Origin of the sequence: Citrobacter amalonaticus (genome assembly GCF_018323885.1) — a bacterium.
Taxonomy (GTDB): domain Bacteria; phylum Pseudomonadota; class Gammaproteobacteria; order Enterobacterales; family Enterobacteriaceae; genus Citrobacter_A; species Citrobacter_A amalonaticus.
In genome coordinates this window covers 1,447,759-1,466,718 of the sequence record NZ_AP024585.1, presented here as the reverse complement: position 1 = coordinate 1,466,718, position 18,960 = coordinate 1,447,759, and the positions used below count along the sequence as shown (strand labels likewise).

At 53.9% G+C, this 18,960-nt stretch carries 20 protein-coding genes; 14 read left to right on the top strand and 6 right to left on the bottom strand.

What is annotated here, in order from left to right:
• Positions 1–100: 100 nt before the first annotated feature.
• From citC to rna, 8 genes are all read left to right on the top strand, one after another.
• Positions 101–1,177 carry a [citrate (pro-3S)-lyase] ligase gene (citC, locus tag KI228_RS06790; RefSeq protein ID WP_109740000.1) on the top strand — a complete coding sequence of 359 codons (1,077 nt, stop codon included), beginning with the start codon at positions 101–103 and terminating at the stop codon, positions 1,175–1,177.
• Positions 1,174–1,470, top strand: a complete 297-nt coding sequence (gene citD, locus KI228_RS06785) for a citrate lyase acyl carrier protein (RefSeq protein ID WP_043001438.1) — start codon at positions 1,174–1,176, stop codon at positions 1,468–1,470. Before citC ends, citD begins: the two co-directional genes overlap by 4 nt.
• Positions 1,467–2,375, top strand: coding sequence for a citrate (pro-3S)-lyase subunit beta (gene citE / locus KI228_RS06780; protein ID WP_058587782.1), 909 nt, complete (start codon positions 1,467–1,469; stop codon positions 2,373–2,375). Before citD ends, citE begins: the two co-directional genes overlap by 4 nt.
• Positions 2,376–2,385: 10 nt before the next feature.
• Complete coding sequence (gene citF, locus KI228_RS06775; protein ID WP_090048751.1) at positions 2,386–3,918, top strand: citrate lyase subunit alpha; 1,533 nt, start codon at positions 2,386–2,388, stop codon at positions 3,916–3,918.
• Positions 3,919–3,921: 3 nt separating this feature from the next.
• Entirely contained in the window at positions 3,922–4,473 is a 552-nt protein-coding gene (citX, locus tag KI228_RS06770) for a citrate lyase holo-[acyl-carrier protein] synthase (RefSeq protein ID WP_061070386.1), read from the top strand.
• Positions 4,445–5,353, top strand: coding sequence for a triphosphoribosyl-dephospho-CoA synthase CitG (gene citG, locus KI228_RS06765; protein WP_090048753.1), 909 nt, complete (start codon positions 4,445–4,447; stop codon positions 5,351–5,353). The genes citX and citG overlap by 29 nt, the downstream gene beginning before the upstream one ends.
• 25 nt (positions 5,354–5,378) lie before the next feature.
• Positions 5,379–6,842, top strand: a complete 1,464-nt coding sequence (gene citT / locus KI228_RS06760; RefSeq protein WP_043001443.1) for a citrate/succinate antiporter CitT — start codon at positions 5,379–5,381, stop codon at positions 6,840–6,842.
• A gap of 111 nt (positions 6,843–6,953) precedes the next feature.
• Positions 6,954–7,760 carry a ribonuclease I gene (gene rna, locus KI228_RS06755; protein WP_044256618.1) on the top strand — a complete coding sequence of 269 codons (807 nt, stop codon included), beginning with the start codon at positions 6,954–6,956 and terminating at the stop codon, positions 7,758–7,760.
• A 38-nt stretch (positions 7,761–7,798) separates the two neighbouring features.
• On the opposite strand, the gene KI228_RS06750 is transcribed toward rna, so the two are convergent.
• Positions 7,799–8,422 (bottom strand): flavin reductase family protein, encoded by a 624-nt coding sequence (locus KI228_RS06750; protein WP_061070388.1) that lies wholly within the window; start codon positions 8,420–8,422, stop codon positions 7,799–7,801.
• Between the two features lie 96 nt (positions 8,423–8,518).
• Positions 8,519–9,355 (bottom strand): alpha/beta fold hydrolase, encoded by an 837-nt coding sequence (locus KI228_RS06745; protein WP_043001446.1) that lies wholly within the window; start codon positions 9,353–9,355, stop codon positions 8,519–8,521.
• A gap of 274 nt (positions 9,356–9,629) precedes the next feature.
• Here KI228_RS06745 and rnk point away from each other — a divergent pair, with 274 nt between their 5' ends.
• From rnk to uspG, 3 genes are all read left to right on the top strand, one after another.
• Complete coding sequence (gene rnk / locus KI228_RS06740; protein WP_043001447.1) at positions 9,630–10,040, top strand: nucleoside diphosphate kinase regulator; 411 nt, start codon at positions 9,630–9,632, stop codon at positions 10,038–10,040.
• 147 nt (positions 10,041–10,187) lie between these two features.
• The gene (gene yldA / locus KI228_RS24470; protein ID WP_272482625.1) at positions 10,188–10,277 is read left to right on the top strand and encodes a small membrane protein YldA; all 90 of its coding nucleotides are present in this window, start codon (positions 10,188–10,190) and stop codon (positions 10,275–10,277) included.
• 110 nt (positions 10,278–10,387) lie between these two features.
• Positions 10,388–10,816, top strand: a complete 429-nt coding sequence (uspG, locus tag KI228_RS06735) for a universal stress protein UspG (protein WP_043001448.1) — start codon at positions 10,388–10,390, stop codon at positions 10,814–10,816.
• Between the two features lie 77 nt (positions 10,817–10,893).
• Here uspG and ahpF read toward each other — a convergent pair whose 3' ends face one another.
• A complete protein-coding gene (ahpF, locus tag KI228_RS06730; RefSeq protein WP_044256621.1) occupies positions 10,894–12,459 on the bottom strand; it encodes an alkyl hydroperoxide reductase subunit F in 1,566 nt (521 codons plus the stop codon).
• Between the two features lie 243 nt (positions 12,460–12,702).
• Entirely contained in the window at positions 12,703–13,266 is a 564-nt protein-coding gene (gene ahpC / locus KI228_RS06725; protein WP_002894394.1) for an alkyl hydroperoxide reductase subunit C, read from the bottom strand.
• Positions 13,267–13,642: 376 nt separating this feature from the next.
• On the opposite strand from ahpC, the gene dsbG reads away from it, so the two are divergent.
• The 3 genes from dsbG to KI228_RS06710 all read left to right on the top strand — a co-directional run bounded on the left by dsbG (position 13,643) and on the right by KI228_RS06710 (position 16,546).
• Positions 13,643–14,389, top strand: a complete 747-nt coding sequence (dsbG, locus tag KI228_RS06720; protein WP_043001450.1) for a thiol:disulfide interchange protein DsbG — start codon at positions 13,643–13,645, stop codon at positions 14,387–14,389.
• 331 nt (positions 14,390–14,720) lie between these two features.
• Entirely contained in the window at positions 14,721–15,944 is a 1,224-nt protein-coding gene (locus tag KI228_RS06715; protein WP_043001451.1) for a phosphoadenosine phosphosulfate reductase, read from the top strand.
• Positions 15,929–16,546 carry an IbrB-like domain-containing protein gene (locus KI228_RS06710; RefSeq protein ID WP_043001452.1) on the top strand — a complete coding sequence of 206 codons (618 nt, stop codon included), beginning with the start codon at positions 15,929–15,931 and terminating at the stop codon, positions 16,544–16,546. The genes KI228_RS06715 and KI228_RS06710 overlap by 16 nt, the downstream gene beginning before the upstream one ends.
• A gap of 48 nt (positions 16,547–16,594) precedes the next feature.
• Here KI228_RS06710 and KI228_RS06705 read toward each other — a convergent pair whose 3' ends face one another.
• Both KI228_RS06705 and cstA read right to left on the bottom strand, forming a co-directional pair.
• Positions 16,595–16,792, bottom strand: a complete 198-nt coding sequence (locus tag KI228_RS06705) for a YbdD/YjiX family protein (RefSeq protein ID WP_043001453.1) — start codon at positions 16,790–16,792, stop codon at positions 16,595–16,597.
• Between the two features lie 57 nt (positions 16,793–16,849).
• A complete protein-coding gene (cstA, locus tag KI228_RS06700) occupies positions 16,850–18,955 on the bottom strand; it encodes a pyruvate/proton symporter CstA (RefSeq protein WP_043001454.1) in 2,106 nt (701 codons plus the stop codon).
• Positions 18,956–18,960: the final 5 nt, after the last annotated feature.

Sequence of the window (18,960 nt, the reverse complement as noted above, 5' to 3'; positions counted from 1 at the left end):
TCTTTTCCCCGGAATGAAAACAAAACGTTATAAAATCGTATTTCCGTACAACATACATACAAAACCGGCAACAACAATATATCTTCAGGACTTATCCACTATGTTTGGTAATAATGTGTTCACGCGCGTCAAACGCTCAGAAAATATAAAGATGGCGGCGATCACGCAATTCCTGAAAGAAAATGATCTGAGCGTCGATACCACCGTTGAAGTTTTTATTACCGTGACTCGTGATGAAAAAATCATCGCCTGCGGCGGTATCGCCGGAAATATCATCAAGTGTGTGGCCATTAGTGAATCGGTACGCGGCGAGGGGTTAGCGCTCACGCTGGCGACAGAACTTATCAATCTCGCCTACGAAAGGCACTGCACGCATCTCTTCATTTATACCAAAACTGAGTATGAATCGTTGTTCCGCCAGTGCGGATTTTCAACGCTGACCCGCGTTCCCGGCATCATGGTGCTAATGGAAAACAGCACCACACGTCTGAAACGCTATGCAGAGTCATTAAGCAAACTACGTCATGACGGCAAGAAAATCGGCTGCATCGTGATGAATGCCAATCCGTTCACCAATGGACACCGCTATTTAATCCAACAGGCGGCAGCGCAGTGCGACTGGCTTCATCTGTTCTTGGTGAAAGAAGATACCTCCCGTTTCCCGTATGAGGACCGACTCGACCTGGTGCTCAAAGGCACCGCAGACATACCGCACCTCACCGTTCATCGCGGGTCGGAATACATCATTTCGCGCGCCACGTTCCCGTGTTACTTCATTAAAGAACAAAGCGTCATCAACCATTGCTACACCGAAATCGATTTAAAAATTTTTCGTCAGTATCTGGCACCTGCGCTGGGGATCACCCATCGCTTTGTCGGTACGGAACCGTTTTGCAGCGTAACCGCCCAGTATAACCACGACATGCGTTTCTGGCTGGAAACGCCGACTCTTCCCGCCCCGCCCATTGAACTGGTGGAAATCGAGCGACTGTGTTTCCAGGGGACGCCGATCTCTGCGTCTCTGGTGCGCAAACTGCTCGTGAAAAAAGATCTCACGGCTATCGCGTCGCTGGTGCCTTCAGCCACTTTGCACTACCTGCAAAGCATGCCTGAGCGCACACCCGCTCACGCGACAGTCCGCCAAAAGACCCCCGCATTAGTAACAGGTGAAAAATGAAAATAAACCAGGCTGCCGTCGCAGGCACACTTGAGTCCGGTGATGTGATGATACGCATCGCCCCTCTCGATACGCAGGAGATTGACCTGCAGATCAACAGCAGCGTTGAGAAACAGTTTGGCGAGGCCATTCGCGCCACCATTCTGGATGTTCTGACGCAGTATGACGTGCGCGGCGTGCAATTGAATGTCGATGATAAAGGCGCACTGGACTGCATTTTACGTGCACGACTGGAAGCATTACTGGCGCGCGCCAGCGGTATCCCGGCCCTGCCCTGGGAGGATCGCCAATGATTTCCGCTTCTCTGCAACAGCGCAAAACGCGTACTCGCCGCAGCATGCTGTTTGTTCCCGGCGCCAATGCCGCGATGGTCAGCAACTCGTTTATCTATCCGGCAGATGCCCTGATGTTTGACCTGGAAGACTCCGTCGCGCTGCGTGAAAAAGACACCGCTCGTCGTCTGGTCTACCACGCACTGCAGCATCCGCTGTATCGCGACGTCGAAACCATCGTGCGCGTTAACGCACTGGATTCTGAATGGGGGATCAACGATCTGGAAGCCGTCGTTCGCGGCGGCGCTGACGTAGTTCGTCTGCCGAAAACCGATACCGCTCAGGATGTTATCGATATCGAAAGCGAAATTCTGCGCATTGAAAAAGCCTGCGGTCGCGAGCCGGGCAGCACGGGTCTGCTGGCCGCCATCGAGTCACCGTTAGGCATCACTCGCGCCGTGGAAATCGCCCACGCCTCTGAACGTCTGATCGGGATCGCGCTGGGCGCGGAAGACTATGTACGCAACCTGCGCACGGAACGTTCGCCGGAGGGGACTGAATTACTGTTTGCCCGTTGTTCTATTTTGCAGGCCGCGCGCTCTGCCGGGATTCAGGCCTTCGATACCGTCTATTCCGATGCCAACAACGAAGCGGGCTTCCTGCACGAAGCCGCCCACATCAAACAGCTGGGTTTTGACGGCAAATCGCTGATCAACCCGCGCCAGATTGACCTGCTGCACAACCTGTATGCCCCGACGCAAAAAGAAGTGACGCACGCGCGTCTGGTCGTGGAAGCCGCAGAAGCCGCCGCCCGTGATGGCCTCGGGGTGGTCTCCCTGAACGGCAAGATGGTCGACAGCCCGGTGATCGAGCGCGCACGTCTGGTGCTCTCCCGTGCAGAACTTTCCGGCATCCGCGAAGAATAAGGCAAAAACAATGACCCAGAAAAACGAACAGTCTCAACGACAGGAACGGGTAGCAGCCTGGAGCCGCCAGGCTGAAAGCGACCTTTCCACCTATACCAGCGCCGCAAAGCAGGCCCTGCAGGAACAGAAACCGCGCGACCAGAAACTGTGCGCCAGCCTGGAAGAGGCAATCCGCCGTTCCGGTTTGCAGGATGGCATGACCATCTCCTTCCACCATGCGTTTCGCGGCGGCGACCTGACCATTAACCTGGTGATGGCAACTCTCGCCAGCATGGGATTTAAAAACCTGACGCTGGCTTCCAGCTCCCTGAGCGATTGCCACGCGCCGCTGGTCGACCATATCCGTAACGGCGTCGTTAACCGTATTTACACTTCCGGTCTCCGCGGACCGCTGGCAGAAGAGATCTCTCGCGGCCTGCTCGCCGAACCCGTTCAGGTTCACTCCCACGGCGGCCGCGTGCATCTGGTTCAGAGCGGCGAACTTAACATTGATGTGGCCTTCCTCGGCGTCCCGTCCTGCGATCCGTTCGGTAACGCTAACGGCTACACCGGTAAAGCATGCTGTGGCTCACTCGGCTATGCCCGCGTTGACGCTGAAAGTGCTAAACAGGTGGTGCTACTGACGGAACAACTGCTGCCTTATCCGCACAACCCGGCCAGCATTACCCAGGATCAGGTTGATCTGATCGTCCAGATAGACCAGGTCGGCGATGCCGATAAAATCGGAGCTGACGCCACCCGAATGACCACCAACCCGCGCGAACTGCTGATTGCCCGCAGCGCGGCAGAGGTCATCGCCCACTCCGGCTATTTCAAAGAAGGTTTTTCACTGCAAACCGGTACTGGCGGCGCCTCACTGGCAGTCACGCGCTTTTTGGAAGACAAAATGCGTCGCCGCGATATCCGCGCAGACTTCGCGCTGGGCGGTATCACGGCCACCATCGTCGATCTGCATGAAAAAGGGTTGATTCGCAAACTGCTGGACGTACAGAGCTTCGACCGCAATGCCGCAGAGTCACTGGCGCGCAACCCGAATCACATTGAAATCAGCGCGAACCAGTATGCCAACTGGGGTTCAAAAGGCGCCTCCGTTGACCGTCTGGATGTGGTCGTGCTGAGTGCGCTGGAAGTCGACACCCAGTTTAACGTCAACGTGCTGACCGGTTCTGACGGCGTCATTCGCGGCGCGTCCGGCGGACACTGCGATACCGCCGTCGCCGCTGCGTTGTCAATCATCGTCGCACCGCTGGTGCGGGGTCGCATTCCGACGCTGGTGGATAACGTGTTGACCTGCGTCACGCCGGGTTCCAGCGTCGATATTCTGGTTACCGATCATGGTATTGCGGTTAACCCAGCACGTCCGGAACTGGCGGAACGCCTGAAAGAAGCCGGGATGAAGGTGGTCTCCATCGAGTGGCTGCGTGAACGTGCGCAACAGCTCACTGGTGAACCCCGTCCCATCGAATTCACCGACCGTGTGATTGCCGTGGTGCGCTATCGCGACGGTTCAGTGATCGATGTTGTTCATCAGGTGAAGGAATAAGCCATGCACCTGCTCCCTGAACAGGCCACCCGCCACGCCGTTTCAATTCCCGAGCTGCTCGTCAGCCGGGATGCGCGACAAGCACGGCAACACGTCTGGCTAGCGCGCCATCCCATTCCACTGGTCTCCTTTACCGTGGTAGCACCTGGCCCGATTAAAGACAGCGAGCTCACCCGTCGCCTCTTTAATCATGGCGTGACTGCGCTGCGTACGCTGGCGGCACAGGCGGGCTGGCATATCAGGGAGCAGGCTGCACTGGCCTCAGCATGCGGGCCGGAAGGCATGCTCTCGATTGAGGCACCGGCCCGTGACATCAAGCTCGCGACCATTGAGCTCGAACATACCCATCCTCTGGGACGTTTGTGGGACATCGATGTGCTCACACCCGGAGGCGACATTCTCTCCCGCCGTCATTTCGCCCTTCCCGCCCGCCGCTGCCTGCTGTGCGAGCAGAGCGCTGCCGAATGCGCGCGTGGGAAAACTCACACGCTCTCCGATCTGATCGCCCACATGGAGGCGCTGCTGCATGCTGCCGATTCCCAATATGCCCGTTGAAACGACCGCTCTTCCTCGTACGCTGTTTGACGCATACGGCCATCTGGCGTGGCGTGCAATGCTGACGGAAGTCAATCTGTCGCCAAAACCCGGGCTGGTCGATCGTCTGAACTGCGGCGCGCATAAAGACATGTCGCTGACGGATTTTCATCGCAGCGCGCTGGCGATTCAGGCCTGGCTTCCGCGTTTTATTGAATACGGTGCATGCAGTGCGAAGATGCCGGCCGATGCCGTATTAACCGGCTTACGCCCGTTAGGTATGGCCTGTGAAGCGGACATGTTTCGCGCCACCGCGGGTGTGAACACCCATAAAGGCAGCATTTTTTCTCTCGGTCTGCTGTGTGCCGCCATTGGCCGACTACATCAGCAGCAGCAGCCCATCACCCCGGAAACGATCTGTACCACCGCCGCCCACTTTTGCCGCGGCCTGACCGAGCGCGAACTGCGCAACAACAACCAACAACTCACGGCAGGCCAGCGACTCTATCAGCAACTGGGGTTAACCGGCGCACGTGGCGAAGCCGAAGCGGGATATCCGTTAGTCATCCGCCATGCGCTTCCGCACTATCGCGCCCTGTTAGCCGAGGGACGCGATCCCGAGCTGGCGCTGCTGGACACCTTACTCCTGCTGATTGCGCGCAACGGCGATACCAACGTGGCCTCGCGCGGCGGTGCGGCAGGACTGCGCTGGATACAGCAGCAGGCAAACGCATTGTTACAACAAGGGGGCATCCGAACCCCCGCCGATCTCGATCATCTGCATCAGTTCGACAGCCACTGCATTGAACGCAATCTCAGCCCTGGCGGCAGTGCCGACCTGCTGATCGTCACGTGGTTTTTAGCCCAGATTTCTCAAGTTAAACATTTACACAATTATTGAAAAGATCCTTTCCGGAGAATCACTTATGTCTTTATCGAAAGATAGTATATGGAAGTTGTTGGCTCCCCTGGTCGTCATGGGTGTCATGTTTCTTATCCCTGTCCCGGACGGCATGCCCCCGCAGGCATGGCATTACTTCGCCGTTTTCGTGGCGATGATCGTCGGTATGATCCTGGAGCCGATTCCGGCTACCGCGATCAGCTTTATCGCCGTGACCATCTGCGTCATTGGTAGCAACTACCTGCTCTTTGATGCCAAAGAGCTGGCGGACCCGGCATTCGATGCCGGTAAACAGGCGCTGAAATGGGGTCTGGCGGGGTTCTCCAGTACCACCGTCTGGCTGGTGTTCGGTGCGTTTATCTTCGCGTTGGGCTACGAAGTTACGGGGCTTGGCCGTCGTATCGCGCTGTTCCTGGTGAAATTCATGGGCAAACGCACCCTGACGCTGGGCTATGCGATTGTCATCATCGATATTCTGCTGGCGCCGTTTACGCCATCTAACACCGCCCGTACCGGGGGCACCGTGTTCCCGGTAATCAAAAACCTGCCGCCGCTGTTTAAATCGTTCCCGAACGATCCGTCCGCACGTCGTATCGGCGGTTACCTGATGTGGATGATGGTCATCAGTACCAGTCTGAGTTCTTCGATGTTCGTTACGGGTGCTGCGCCAAACGTGCTGGGTCTGGAATTTGTCAGCAAAATCGCCGGTGTGCAGATTAGCTGGCTGCAGTGGTTCCTGGGCTTCCTGCCGGTCGGTATCATTTTGCTGATCGTTGCGCCGTGGCTCTCTTATGTTCTCTACAAGCCTGAAATCACACACAGTGCGGAAGTCGCAGCGTGGGCGGGTGACGAACTCAAAACTATGGGTACCTTGACGCGTAAAGAGTGGACGCTGATCGGTCTGGTTCTGTTGAGCTTAGGGTTATGGGTCTTTGGCGGTGAAATGATCGACGCCACCGCCGTCGGTTTGTTAGCCGTTTCACTGATGCTGGCGCTGCATGTGGTGCCGTGGAAAGACATTACCAAATACAACAGCGCCTGGAACACGCTGGTGAACCTTGCCACCCTCGTGGTCATGGCAAACGGTTTAACCCGCTCCGGTTTTATTGACTGGTTCGCCAGTACTATGAGCACCCATCTGGAAGGGTTCTCGCCTAACGCGACGGTAATTGTGCTGGTGCTGGTGTTCTACTTTGCCCACTACCTGTTTGCCAGCCTGTCGGCGCACACGGCTACCATGCTGCCGGTGATTCTGGCGGTCGGTAAAGGAATCCCAGGCGTGCCGATGGAACATCTGTGTATCCTGCTGGTGCTGTCCATCGGGATCATGGGCTGTCTGACGCCGTACGCAACAGGCCCAGGGGTCATTATCTACGGCTGCGGCTATGTTAAATCCAAAGACTACTGGCGTCTTGGCGCCATCTTCGGGGTGATTTACATTGCGATGCTGTTGCTGGTTGGCTGGCCGATTCTGGCGATGTGGAACTAGTTCTGACGTAAAACACTGAATGGATCAAGGCCCGCAGGGTAAAGACACCTCGCGGGCTTTTTTTATGGTTAAATAGATACTATTCAGATTTTATATAAGTTCAGAATCATCATGAAACCGACCTGGCAAAAATGGGTGTGGCTCGCCGCCCCACTCCTCCCCCTTTCTACCGCAACCGCCAACGAATTACAGGCAACGCAGTACGGTGACTTTGACCGTTATGTGCTGGCGCTCTCCTGGCAGACAGGCTTCTGTCAGAGCCAGCACGATCGGGACCGCCGTGAACCTGACGAGTGTCGCCTGCAAAAAGAGACCGCCAACAAAGTCGATTTTCTGACCGTTCACGGATTGTGGCCAGGGTTACCGAAATCGGTCGCTTCACGCGGAGTCGATGAACGCCGCTGGATGCGCTTTGGCTGCGCCACGCGTCCGATCCCTAATCAGCCGGAAGCTCGCGCCAGTCGCAAATGTTCTGCGCCTGAAACAGGACTTTCGCTGGAAACCGCCGCGAAACTCAGTGACGTTATGCCAGGAGCAGGCGGACGTTCTTGCCTCGAACGCTATGAATACGCGAAACACGGCGCCTGTTTTGGCTTCGACCCGGATGCGTACTTCGGCACCATGGTGCGGTTGAACAAAGAGATCAAGGCCAGCGAATTAGGGGCATTTCTGGGCGAGAATTACGGTAAGAGCGTCAGTCGCCGCGCCTTTGATGCAGCGGTGGCCCAACGCTGGGGAAAAGAGGCCGTCAAAGCAGTAAAACTGAGTTGTCACGGCAATCCGGCTTATCTGACGGAGATCCAGTTCTCGCTGAAGGCCAGTGCCATCAACGCGCCGCTCTCCGCCGACTCGTTTGCTCCGCAACCCCATCCGGGAAACTGTGGTAAGCAGTTCGTCATCGACAAAGTAGGTTACTGATCTTTTGACCCGACGTGAAATCCGCGCCGGGTCAAAAATCAACGTTTCGCACGCGCATCCGGGCGCACCAGATCAAAACGGTGCGACTCGCTGATCGCATAGTAGGCCGTAGGGCCGCCAGCACGCAGCACGGGCTGTGCTTTTGCGGTCTGGTAAATCCCCTCTTCCAACAGCGTTTCGGCAATATGAATCCCGACAACTTCACCGAGGATCAGCCAGGTTTCGATGGCTTCACCTTGCGCGGTCGTCAGTTGAATACTCTGCGACAGGCGACATTCAAAATTCACCGGGCTTTGCGCAACGCGTGGCACTTTTACCAGCCGACTTTCCGCCTTCGTCAGACCGGCAGCGGAAAATTCATCTTCGCCATGCGGCAGACTGGCAGAGGTTTCATTCATCGCGCTGGCTAATTCTCGGGTGGTCAGGTTCCAGACAAACTCTCCGGTTTCCATGATGTTACGCACGCTGTCTTTCCAGCCAGTGCTGGCAAAACCGATAATGGGCGGATGATAATTGAAACAGTTAAAGAAGCTATAAGGCGCCAGATTATCCCGGCCAGCGGTGTCCTGAGAAGCGATCCAGCCAATTGGCCTGGGGCCAACAATGGCATTCAGCGGGTCGTGCGGCAGGCCGTGTCCCTGCGAGGGTTGATAGAAATACATAGTATTCTCTGATGAATTTAACGTCGGCGAAGCACGAAATGCGCTCCGCTCATCCCCCTGATGGAAGAGGATCAGCGTAGAGCAATCCGTTAAAGATTACGACTGAATAAAGTTGAGCAGATCCTGATTTATCTGCTGCTTATGGGTGGTGCAGATGCCGTGGGAACCGCCCGCGTAGACCTTCAGTTGCGCGTCGGGCAAGATTTCTGCCGCCACTTTGCCGCAGGTTTCAAGCGGGACAATCTGATCGTCATCGCCATGAATGACCAGCGTCGGAATGGTCATTTTGCGCAAGTCTTCGCGCAGATCTGTTTCCGAGAACGCCTTGATGCAGTCGTACAGCGCTTTTATTGAGCCCTGTAATCCCTGCTCAACAAAACTCTCGCGCACGGCTTTCGACTCTTTCGCTCCCGGACGGTTATAGCCGTAGAAGGCGGCAGTGAGTTCATAGAAAAAGGCGGCACGGTCATTGACAACGCCTTCACGGATACCGTCGAACACCTCTTTTGGCACGCCGTTTGGGTTGAAATCCGTTTTCACCATGATAGGCGTCACCGCCCCAATCAATACCGCTTTCGCCACGCGCTGCGTCCCGTGTCGCCCAATATAACGCGCCACTTCGCCACCGCCCGTCGAGTGACCGACGTGCACCGCATTTTGCAGGTTCAGGTGTGCGGTCAGTTCAGCCAGATCGTCGGCATACTGATCCATCGTGTGCCCCTCCCACGGTTGCGCGGAACGTCCATGCCCGCGCCTGTCGTGGGCGATCACCCGATATCCTTTCGACCCCAGAAAAAACATTTGATCTTCAAAGGCATCTGCCGTTAACGGCCAGCCGTGGCTGAAGACAATGGGCTGTCCACTGCGATCACCCCAGTCCTTAAAATACAGATAGCTGCCATCTTTGAGAGTAATTTTGTCGTACTGGCTCATGAGATCTCCTGTAACGGAACGCTGAGAAAGTGACGCGCTCGCGGCGCGCGCTTAAAAAGCATAATGCAAATTTGAGAACGATCACGTTTATCCAATAAAATTCATACCAGCGATGCTTTTTTAGCTATTTACCCGAATGTGAACTAAATCACTTCAAACCCAGGGTAAGTCTCAGTATCATCGGGAGAGTTAAACCCTTGCCGCCAGACGGTGAGGGTTTTCTTTTGGGAATATTACCTGCGGCAAAACGCAGTACTGACGACATGGAGTAAAAATGTCCAGACCAACTATCATCATTAACGACCTTGATGCAGAACGCATCGATCGCTTACTGGAGCAACCCGCGTATGCAGATTTACCCATTGCCGACGCGTTAAATGCCGAGCTGGATCGTGCCCAAATGTGTTCGCCAGAGACCATGCCGCATGACGTCGTGACCATGAACAGTCGTGTTAAATTCCGCAATCTGAGCGATGGCGAAATTCGCGTGCGCACGTTGGTTTATCCTGCGGCGATGACCGACAGCAGTACGCAACTTTCAGTGATGGCGCCAGTGGGGGCAGCGCTGTTGGGCGTGCGTGTGGGCGACACTATTCACTGGGAACTTCCGGGCGGCGTATCCACCCACCTCGAAGTGCTGGAGCTGGAATACCAGCCAGAAGCTGCTGGCGACTTCCTGCGTTAATCCCATCTGCATAAGCGACTTTCCGCTTTACCCAGAGGATGCGCTCGCATCCTCTTTCCGGCATCTTCCGTAAAATCACCCTTTCTTCCTGGTTCGCCTTTCTCCTGACTCGTCCACACTGAATCGGTTTCATTGGCAGGTGCGGTCATGAACGATACATTCAGCATATTACTGGGATTCTTCATTATGGCGGCGATCATCGTCGGTGCCGTGCTTTACCTGGAGAATCACTGGTAGTGAATGAACAAGGAATCGCCGCACATGTGAAAAATACCCTGCAGAAAGCAGACAGAATTATTATTATATGCTTGAATGATTTAAGTATTAATTAACAGGGAGAAACGGGTATGTATAAGACAATCATTATGCCGGTTGATGTTTTTGAAATGGAACTCAGCGATAAGGCGATTCGCCACGCTGAATTTCTGGCGCAGCAGGATGGCGTCATTCATCTTTTGCATGTGCTGCCTGGTTCTGCCAGCCTGAGCCTGCATCGCTTCGCCGCCGACGTTCGTCGTTTTGAAGAACACTTACAGCATGAAGCCGAAACCCGACTGCAAACGATGGTCGGTCACTTCAGTATCGATCCTTCCCGTATTAAGCAGCATGTCCGCTTTGGCAGCGTCCGTGACGTGGTCAATGAGCTGGGTGAAGAACTGAATGCTGACGTAGTGGTCATTGGTTCACGTAATCCGTCAATTACCACACACCTGCTGGGTTCTAATGCCTCAAGTGTGGTACGTCATGCCACGCTGCCGGTACTGGTTGTGCGTTAATCATCTGATGACTGACAAAAAAAGAGGTGCCAGTCGGCACCTCTTTCATTTTGCAGGTGTAGTCTTACTTTCTTTTTTTATGCCGTCTTCGTACGAATCAGGTAATCAAAGGCGCTCAGGGAGGCTTTCGCCCCTTCGCCGGTCGCGATGATAATCTGCTTGTACGGTACGGTGGTGCAGTCGCCCGCCGCAAATACGCCCTTCACACTGGTTTCGCATTTCGCGTCGATGATGATTTCACCCATCCGGTTGCGTTCAATCGCCCCTTCCAGCCAGGTGGTGTTTGGCAACAGGCCAATCTGGACGAAGATCCCCGCCAGTTCAACGTTGTGAACGTCGCCGCTCACACGGTCGCGGTATTCCAGACCAACCACTTTCGTGCCATCGCCTTTCACTTCTGTCGTCTGCGCGTTCAGAATAATATCGACGTTTTTCAGGCTGCGAACTTTGTCCTGCAGTACCTGGTCCGCCTTCATTTCCGGGGCAAATTCCAGCAGGGTCACGTGTTCCACAATCCCTGCGAGATCAATCGCCGCTTCTACGCCGGAGTTACCGCCGCCGATCACCGCCACACGCTTGCCTTTAAACAGCGGACCATCGCAGTGCGGGCAATAGGTGACGCCTTTGGTACGATACTGATCTTCGCCCGGAACGTTCATGTTGCGCCATTTCGCACCGGTAGCAATGATAATGCTGCGCGCTTTCAGTACCGCACCGGAAGCGGTTTCAATCTGATGCAGACCGCCTTCGCTGGCCGCTGGCACCAGTTTGCTGGCGCTCTGGCTGTCGATGACATCCACGTCATAATCATCGACGTGCGCCTTCAGTGCACCAGCCAACTTCTGCCCTTCCGTTTTCGGGACAGAGATGTAGTTTTCGATATCCACAGTATCGAGTACCTGGCCGCCAAAACGCTCACCCATCAGGCCGGTACGAATCCCTTTACGTGCGGAGTAAACCGCTGCGGCTGCACCCGCAGGACCGGAACCGACAATCAGAACATCATAAGCATCACGCTGGCTCAGCTCTTCTGCGGCGCGTTTTTCAGCGCCAGTATCCACTTTCGCCACGATTTCCGTCAGCGTCATCCGACCCTGACCAAACTCTTTCCCGTTAACGTAGACAGCCGGTACGCCCATCACGTTACGCTCAGTGATCTCGTTCTGGAACGTGCCGCCATCAATCGCCGTATGTTTGATACGCGGGTTCAGCACCGCCATCAGGTTCAGTGCCTGTACCACGTCAGGGCAGTTATGGCAGGAGAGTGAGTAATACGTTTCAAATTCAAAATCGCCGTCAATATCGCGGATCTGCTCGAGCAGAGACTGCGCTTCTTTTGACGGGTGTCCACCGGTCCACAACAGCGCCAGAACCAGCGACGTAAATTCGTGTCCCAGCGGAGAACCTGCAAAACGCGGCCCCTGCGTTGAACCCGGATTGGTGATCAGGAAAGAGGGTTTGCGCACCGACAGGCTGTTGTCTTCTTTAAAGGTGACTTTCTCTGACAGTCCAGCGATTTCAGCCAGCAGTTCCTTGATTTCCGCCGATTTAGCGCTGTCATCCAGCGTCGCAATCAGCTCAACAGGTTTCGTCAGTTTCTCAAGATAAGCCTTGAGCTGGGTTTTCATATTTGTGTCGAGCATTGTTCTTCCCTCTCTGAAAACATCATCATGCAAGCTGATTTGGCTGAGTCTGCATTAATACAACTTGCGTCATGGTGCTGAATAAAACGGGCACCCATAAGCACCCGTATGTGAGGTAAATTCCCAGTATTTCTTGTCACAGGAAGGCAGCAAGCTTATGAATCCCCGGGAGCTTACATAAGTAAGTGACCGGGATGAATAAGCGCAGCCAACACACCTGTGGCATGAAAAACGCCGGAATTTTTAGATTTTACCGACCAGATCAAGGGATGGAGCCAGCGTCGCTTCGCCTTCTTTCCACTTAGCCGGGCACACTTCGCCTGGGTGAGAAGCAACATACTGAGCGGCTTTGATTTTACGCAGCAGGTCAGAAGCATCACGGCCGATACCTTCAGCGGTAACTTCGATCGCCTGGATGATACCCTGCGGGTCAACAACGAACGTCGCGCGGTCTGCCAGACCTTCGTCTTCACGCATGTTGTCGAAGTTACGGGTCAGGGCGCCAGTCGGGTCGCCGATCATCGCATATTTGATTTTAGCGATGGTCTCTGAGCTGCTGTGCCATGCTTTGTGGGTAAAGTGGGTGTCGGTAGAGACGGAGTAAACGTCTACGCCCAGCTTCTGCAGTTCTTCGTAATGGTCTGCAACGTCACCCAGTTCGGTCGGGCATACGAAGGTAAAGTCAGCCGGATAGAAGAAGAAGACGCTCCAGCGGCCTTCGGTATCTTTCTCGGTCACTTCGATGAATTCACCGTTTTTGAACGCCTGGTTTTTAAAAGGTTTAATTTTGGTATTAATCAAAGACATCTGTACTTCCTCCATGTTTTCGTTGAGAGATAAGTTACCGAAGATTGACTGACAGGGCTAATGCGTTTCCTTTATCAAATCAATAAGCGTTAGCTAACAAACCTCTCAATTCAACGTTGTGAACGTGCTACGACGCAAAGTAAAAAGGGCCACCTTTGCAGGCAGCCCCGTTACCTGAACTACCCGTGGGTAACTTCAGCGCCAGTGAAACTGGCTATGTGTTGCGCTCTACATTACCTTAACAAAGGCTGTAACAGCGAGAATGATTACACCACCCCACTCCTCAAAGGGCAACGTTCCAGCCTGAGGTCTTATCTATGGCTGTGATAGGTTTCCCCACCGTTCTCGCAATCGCTCTGATTTATAAGGATAAATGATGTTAAAACGTACGCTTTTGCTCTCCCTGCTCCCTCTTTTTGCCTGGGCCGAAGACCTGCCTGCGCCCGTTAAAGCGATAGAAAAACAAGGGATTACCATTATAAAGTCGTTCGATGCGCCCGGCGGGATGAAAGGCTATCTTGGGAAATATCAGGATATGGGGGTCACTATCTACCTGACGCCTGATGGCAAGCAGGCCATTTCAGGCTACATGTACAATGAAAAAGGCGAAAACCTGAGCAATCAGTTGATAGAGAAAGAAATCTATGCGCCTGCCGGACGGGAAATGTGGCAGCGCATGGAAAAAGCCGACTGGCTTCTCGATGGCAAAAAAGAGGCTCCGGTGGTGCTGTATGTTTTTGCTGATCCTTTCTGTCCGTACTGCAAACAGTTCTGGCAACAGGCTCGGCCATGGGTGGAGTCCGGCAAAGTCCAATTGCGAACGCTACTCGTCGGCGTCATCAAACCAGAGAGCCCAGCTACCGCTGCTGCCATTCTGGCATCGAACGATCCGGCAAAAACCTGGCATGATTATGAAGCCTCTGGCGGAAAAATGGCACTCACGGTACCCAAAGCGATTTCTCCGGCACACATGAAAATCCTCAATATGAACCAGAAAATCATGGATGATTTAGGCGCAAACGTCACGCCCGCAATTTATTATATGAATAAAGATAACGTTCTTCAGCAGGTCGTTGGCTTGCCTGAAAAAGCGCAACTGGATGCCATGATGACACATCCATAAGTACTACGGGTAATTATATGCCATTAGATATAATTACCCTGAATATTTCTCATAACACGTTGTAAAAATCACTTCGTCATTTAAGATTTACTTAAGTAACACTCAAACCAGAAAGAAACATTTCTTTGCAAAAACCCTTTGTTTTTAACCACACCAGCTTGTATAGCAAGCATGTAATATCAATTAAAATATATTCAAAACGGATATATGTAAGATAATTTAATTAATTCATTGAATTTATTTAAGTATTGCACACTCCCAAAAAAGTCTTATATTATAGAGGGATATCTATTTCAGGCGAATGACTTTAACGTTTAAGGATAAGCGATACATGTCCGTTTATAAAATATCATTAAACCAAAATGTTCTTGAAGCCGCTGAAGAACGCATCACCTGGACTCTCGAAAATCTTCCCCGCGTATGCGTCTCCTTTTCCGGTGGTAAAGATTCTGGCTTGATGTTACATCTGACGGCCAATATTGCCCGTAAGCTACACAAAAAAATCAATGTGTTGTTCATTGACTGGGAAGCGCAATTTTCCTGTACCATTAGCTATATTACCGCGCTGCGCGAAATGTATGCCGATGTCATCGACCATTTCTATTGGGTTGCCCTTCCGCTCACCACCCAAAACTCACTGTCACAGTTTCAGCCTGAATGGCAGTGTTGGGAACCCAATGCCCAGTGGGTTCGTCAACCGCCGCCAGACGCCATCACCGATCCGGGTTATTTTCCCTTCTATCAATCCGGCATGACCTTCGAACAGTTTGTACGTGAATTTGCCGACTGGTTTTCGAATAAACGCCCGGCAGCGATGATGATCGGGATTCGGGCCGATGAATCCTATAACCGTTTTGTGGCAATCGCCAGTTTACGTAAACAGCGTTTTGCCGATGACAAACCCTGGACGACCGCCGCACCAGGCGGACATACCTGGTATATCTATCCATTGTATGACTGGAAAACAGCCGATATCTGGACCTGGTTTGGTCGCACCAATTTGCCCTGTAATCCGCTCTACAACCTGATGTATCAGGCCGGTGTTCCGGCCCGTTACATGCGTATTTGTGAACCATTTGGCCCTGAACAGCGCCAGGGATTATGGCTCTATCATGTTGTTGAACCGGAAAGATGGGCCGCGATGTGCGAGCGCGTGAGTGGCGTCAGGAGCGGCGGGATCTACGCCGGGCAGGATAATCACTTCTATGGCCATCGAAAAATTCTCAAGCCCGATCACTTGAGCTGGCAGGACTACGCCATGCTGTTACTGCTCAGCATGCCCATCTCCACGGCAGAGCATTACCGCAACAAAATCGCCGTCTATTTACAGTGGTACAAAAAAAACGGCCTCGGTGAGATCCCGCAAACGCAGACGGGTGATATCGGTTCAAAAGATATTCCCTCCTGGCGACGCATCTGCAAAGTGTTATTGAACAATGATTACTGGTGTCGGGCGCTCTCTTTCAGTCCAACTAAACCGAAAAGTTACCAGCGTTATAGCGAACGCATGAAAGCGAAACGCAAGGAATGGGGAATTTTATGCAACAACGATTAACTCAGGACCTTCTTAGCTATCTTTCTGGCTTATCTGATGACGAAAGAATTAAAGCCATCAATGAGTTCAGAAAGGCGATTCACAGCGTCAGTCCATTTCGCAACGAGCCGGTTGACTGTGTGCTATGGATAAAAAACGATCGCATTTCGCCTAACGATTACAATCCTAATAACGTCGCACCACCGGAGAAAAAGCTGCTGCTGAAATCCATTGAGGCGGATGGCTTTACCCAACCCATTGTTGCCACCCAATCCAGTCCGGAAGAGTATGAGATCGTCGACGGTTTTCACCGCCATGAACTGGGGAAAAGCAAAGCCTCGCTTAAATCCCGTCTCAAAGGCTATTTACCCATTACTTGTCTGGAAGGGGAGCGGCATGACCGCATGGCAGCAACTATTCGCCATAACCGTGCTCGTGGCCGTCATCAGATCCACGCGATGTCGGAGATCGTACGTGAACTGGCATTACTGGGATGGGAAGACGAAAAAATCGGTAAGGAACTGGGGATGGACGAGGACGAAGTCCTGCGCCTGAAACAGATCAACGGTCTTCAGGAGCTGTTTGCCAGTCGTCGGTTTTCAAAAGCGTGGACGGTGAAATAACCTGATTATGTCGGATGACGTGCTTATCCGGCCCGAAGATCCTTGAGTTCAACAGCAGCGCGCCCCGCCCTTTCCGCCATAGCGCGCATCCTGACGCTCACGGAAAAACTCCTCATAGGTCATAGGCGTCTGATCCGGATGGGTGATCCGCATATGCTCGACATAGTTGTCATAGTCCGGCACGCCAATCATGAGTTTCGCGGCCTGGCCCAGATATTTCCCGGCTTTCGAAAGCGTATCAAACATCATTACCACCTGTCAGAAAATCCCCTCTCCCGATCGGGAGAGGGGCATAATTACACGTTAGTGCGCGCCTTTGGCCTGCGCAACGATCTCTTCCACATTTTCCGGCATCGGCTCATACGGCGTCTCTTTTGCCGTCGGCTTGTCTTCTTTGAGAGCGGCGAGCGCCGTCTTAATGGAGAACAGTGCCAGTACCACGACCACCACCATGAAGAAGATAGTCAGGCCCGCATCCAGACGGTTGTTAAACACCAGTTGCGCCAGCTGCGATTCCGTGTACTGCGGCGGGATATTGCCGCTGTCGATCATCGCCTGGAACTTATTGGCAATCGCCAGGAAGCCCACTTTTGTATCCGGGCTGAAGGATTTCTGCCAGCCCGCCGTCAGGGTACAAATCAGCAACCATGCAGTCGGCACCAACGCCACCCACGCATAACGCTGACGTTTCATCTTGAACAGGACAACCGCGCAGAGCATCAGTGCCATACCTGCCAGCATCTGGTTAGCGATACCAAACAGCGGCCACAGGGTGTTAATGCCGCCTAACGGATCCACCACGCCCTGATGCAGGAAGTAGCCCCACGCCAGCACGCACAGTGCGGTCGCCAGCAGGTTGGCAGGCAATGAGTCCGTACGTTTAAGGCCTGGAGAAACGACACCCAGCAGATCCTGCAACATGAAGCGCGCGGCACGCGTCCCCGCATCGACCGCCGTCAGAATAAACAGCGCTTCGAACAGAATGGCGAAGTGATACCAGAAGGCCACATCCATCATCCCACCCAGCGCGCCGTGCAGGATATAGGCCATGCCCACCGCCAGCGTAGGCGCACCACCCGCACGGGAGATAATCGACTGCTCACCCACCTCGTTAGCAATCTGATGCAGCGTGTCCGGCGTAATCGCAAAGCCCCAACTGCTGACCACCTGAGCGGCAGACGCCACCACATCCGCCGTGCCGGCAGGCGCCAGCACGGCCATTGGGCTGTTCATAGCGAAGTAGACGCCCGGATCGATGATGCAGGCAGAAACCAGCGCCATGATGGCGACAAACGATTCCATCAGCATACCGCCGTAGCCAATGAAGCAAGCCTGACCTTCGTTTGCCAGCATCTTCGGCGTCGTGCCGGAGGAGATCAGCGCGTGGAAACCCGAAACGGCGCCACAGGCGATAGTGATAAACAGGAACGGGAACAGGTTACCTGTCCACACCGGCCCGGTACCATCGACGAATTTAGTCAGCGCAGGCATCGTCAGCGTTGGACGCATGATCAAAATGCCAACCGCCAGACCAACAATGGTCCCGATTTTCAGGAAGGTTGAGAGGTAGTCACGCGGCGCCAGCAGCAGCCACACCGGCAGTACCGCCGCCACGAAGCCGTAACCCACCAGCATCCAGGTTAACTGAACCCCAGTGAAGTCAAAGTACGGCGCCCAGGTAGGACTTTCCGCGACCCAGCCGCCGGAAATAATCGCAAACACGAGGAACACCAGACCGATAACCGACACTTCGCCGATACGACCCGGACGCAGATAGCGCAGATAGATACCCATAAAGATCGCCAGCGGAATCGTAAACGCGACGGTGTAGGTTCCCCACGGACTGTGGGTCAGCGCTTTCACCACGATCATCGCCAGCACCGCAAGGATAATCACCATGATCATGAAGCAGGCCACCAGCGCAATCACCCCGGCGGTTGGGCCCATCTCTTCTTTGACCAGTTCACCCAGCGAGCGGCCATCGCGACGCGTCGACACGAAGAGCACCATGAAATCCTGTACCGCCCCGGCTAAAACCACGCCAGCCAGCAGCCAAATCATGCCCGGCAAATAGCCCATTTGCGCCGCCAGAACCGGCCCGACTAACGGACCCGCGCCGGCAATCGCCGCAAAATGGTGACCAAACAAGACTTTTTTATCGGTGGGGACGTAGTCGAGCCCGTCGTTATGGCGTACTGCAGGCGTCATCCGCGTCGGGTCAACCGCCAGCACATTTTTGGCGATGTACAGACCGTAAAAACGATAGGCAATGAGATAGACACAGACCGACGCCACGACTATCCACAGTGCGTTGATCTGTTCCCCACGGTTTAGCGCAATATAACCCAGAGCAAAGGCACCCATTACCGAGAGCACTGTCCAGATGAGGTATTTCCCTGATTTATTCATGGTTG

Coding starts and splice junctions, on each gene's coding strand:
- citC (WP_109740000.1), top strand. CDS start 101: ATGTTTGGTAATAATGTGTTCACGCGCGTCAAACGCTCAGAAAATATA.
- citD (WP_043001438.1), top strand. CDS start 1,174: ATGAAAATAAACCAGGCTGCCGTCGCAGGCACACTTGAGTCCGGTGAT.
- citE (WP_058587782.1), top strand. CDS start 1,467: ATGATTTCCGCTTCTCTGCAACAGCGCAAAACGCGTACTCGCCGCAGC.
- citF (WP_090048751.1), top strand. CDS start 2,386: ATGACCCAGAAAAACGAACAGTCTCAACGACAGGAACGGGTAGCAGCC.
- citX (WP_061070386.1), top strand. CDS start 3,922: ATGCACCTGCTCCCTGAACAGGCCACCCGCCACGCCGTTTCAATTCCC.
- citG (WP_090048753.1), top strand. CDS start 4,445: ATGCTGCCGATTCCCAATATGCCCGTTGAAACGACCGCTCTTCCTCGT.
- citT (WP_043001443.1), top strand. CDS start 5,379: ATGTCTTTATCGAAAGATAGTATATGGAAGTTGTTGGCTCCCCTGGTC.
- rna (WP_044256618.1), top strand. CDS start 6,954: ATGAAACCGACCTGGCAAAAATGGGTGTGGCTCGCCGCCCCACTCCTC.
- KI228_RS06750 (WP_061070388.1), bottom strand. CDS start 8,422: ATGTATTTCTATCAACCCTCGCAGGGACACGGCCTGCCGCACGACCCG.
- KI228_RS06745 (WP_043001446.1), bottom strand. CDS start 9,355: ATGAGCCAGTACGACAAAATTACTCTCAAAGATGGCAGCTATCTGTAT.
- rnk (WP_043001447.1), top strand. CDS start 9,630: ATGTCCAGACCAACTATCATCATTAACGACCTTGATGCAGAACGCATC.
- yldA (WP_272482625.1), top strand. CDS start 10,188: ATGAACGATACATTCAGCATATTACTGGGATTCTTCATTATGGCGGCG.
- uspG (WP_043001448.1), top strand. CDS start 10,388: ATGTATAAGACAATCATTATGCCGGTTGATGTTTTTGAAATGGAACTC.
- ahpF (WP_044256621.1), bottom strand. CDS start 12,459: ATGCTCGACACAAATATGAAAACCCAGCTCAAGGCTTATCTTGAGAAA.
- ahpC (WP_002894394.1), bottom strand. CDS start 13,266: ATGTCTTTGATTAATACCAAAATTAAACCTTTTAAAAACCAGGCGTTC.
- dsbG (WP_043001450.1), top strand. CDS start 13,643: ATGTTAAAACGTACGCTTTTGCTCTCCCTGCTCCCTCTTTTTGCCTGG.
- KI228_RS06715 (WP_043001451.1), top strand. CDS start 14,721: ATGTCCGTTTATAAAATATCATTAAACCAAAATGTTCTTGAAGCCGCT.
- KI228_RS06710 (WP_043001452.1), top strand. CDS start 15,929: ATGCAACAACGATTAACTCAGGACCTTCTTAGCTATCTTTCTGGCTTA.
- KI228_RS06705 (WP_043001453.1), bottom strand. CDS start 16,792: ATGTTTGATACGCTTTCGAAAGCCGGGAAATATCTGGGCCAGGCCGCG.
- cstA (WP_043001454.1), bottom strand. CDS start 18,955: ATGAATAAATCAGGGAAATACCTCATCTGGACAGTGCTCTCGGTAATG.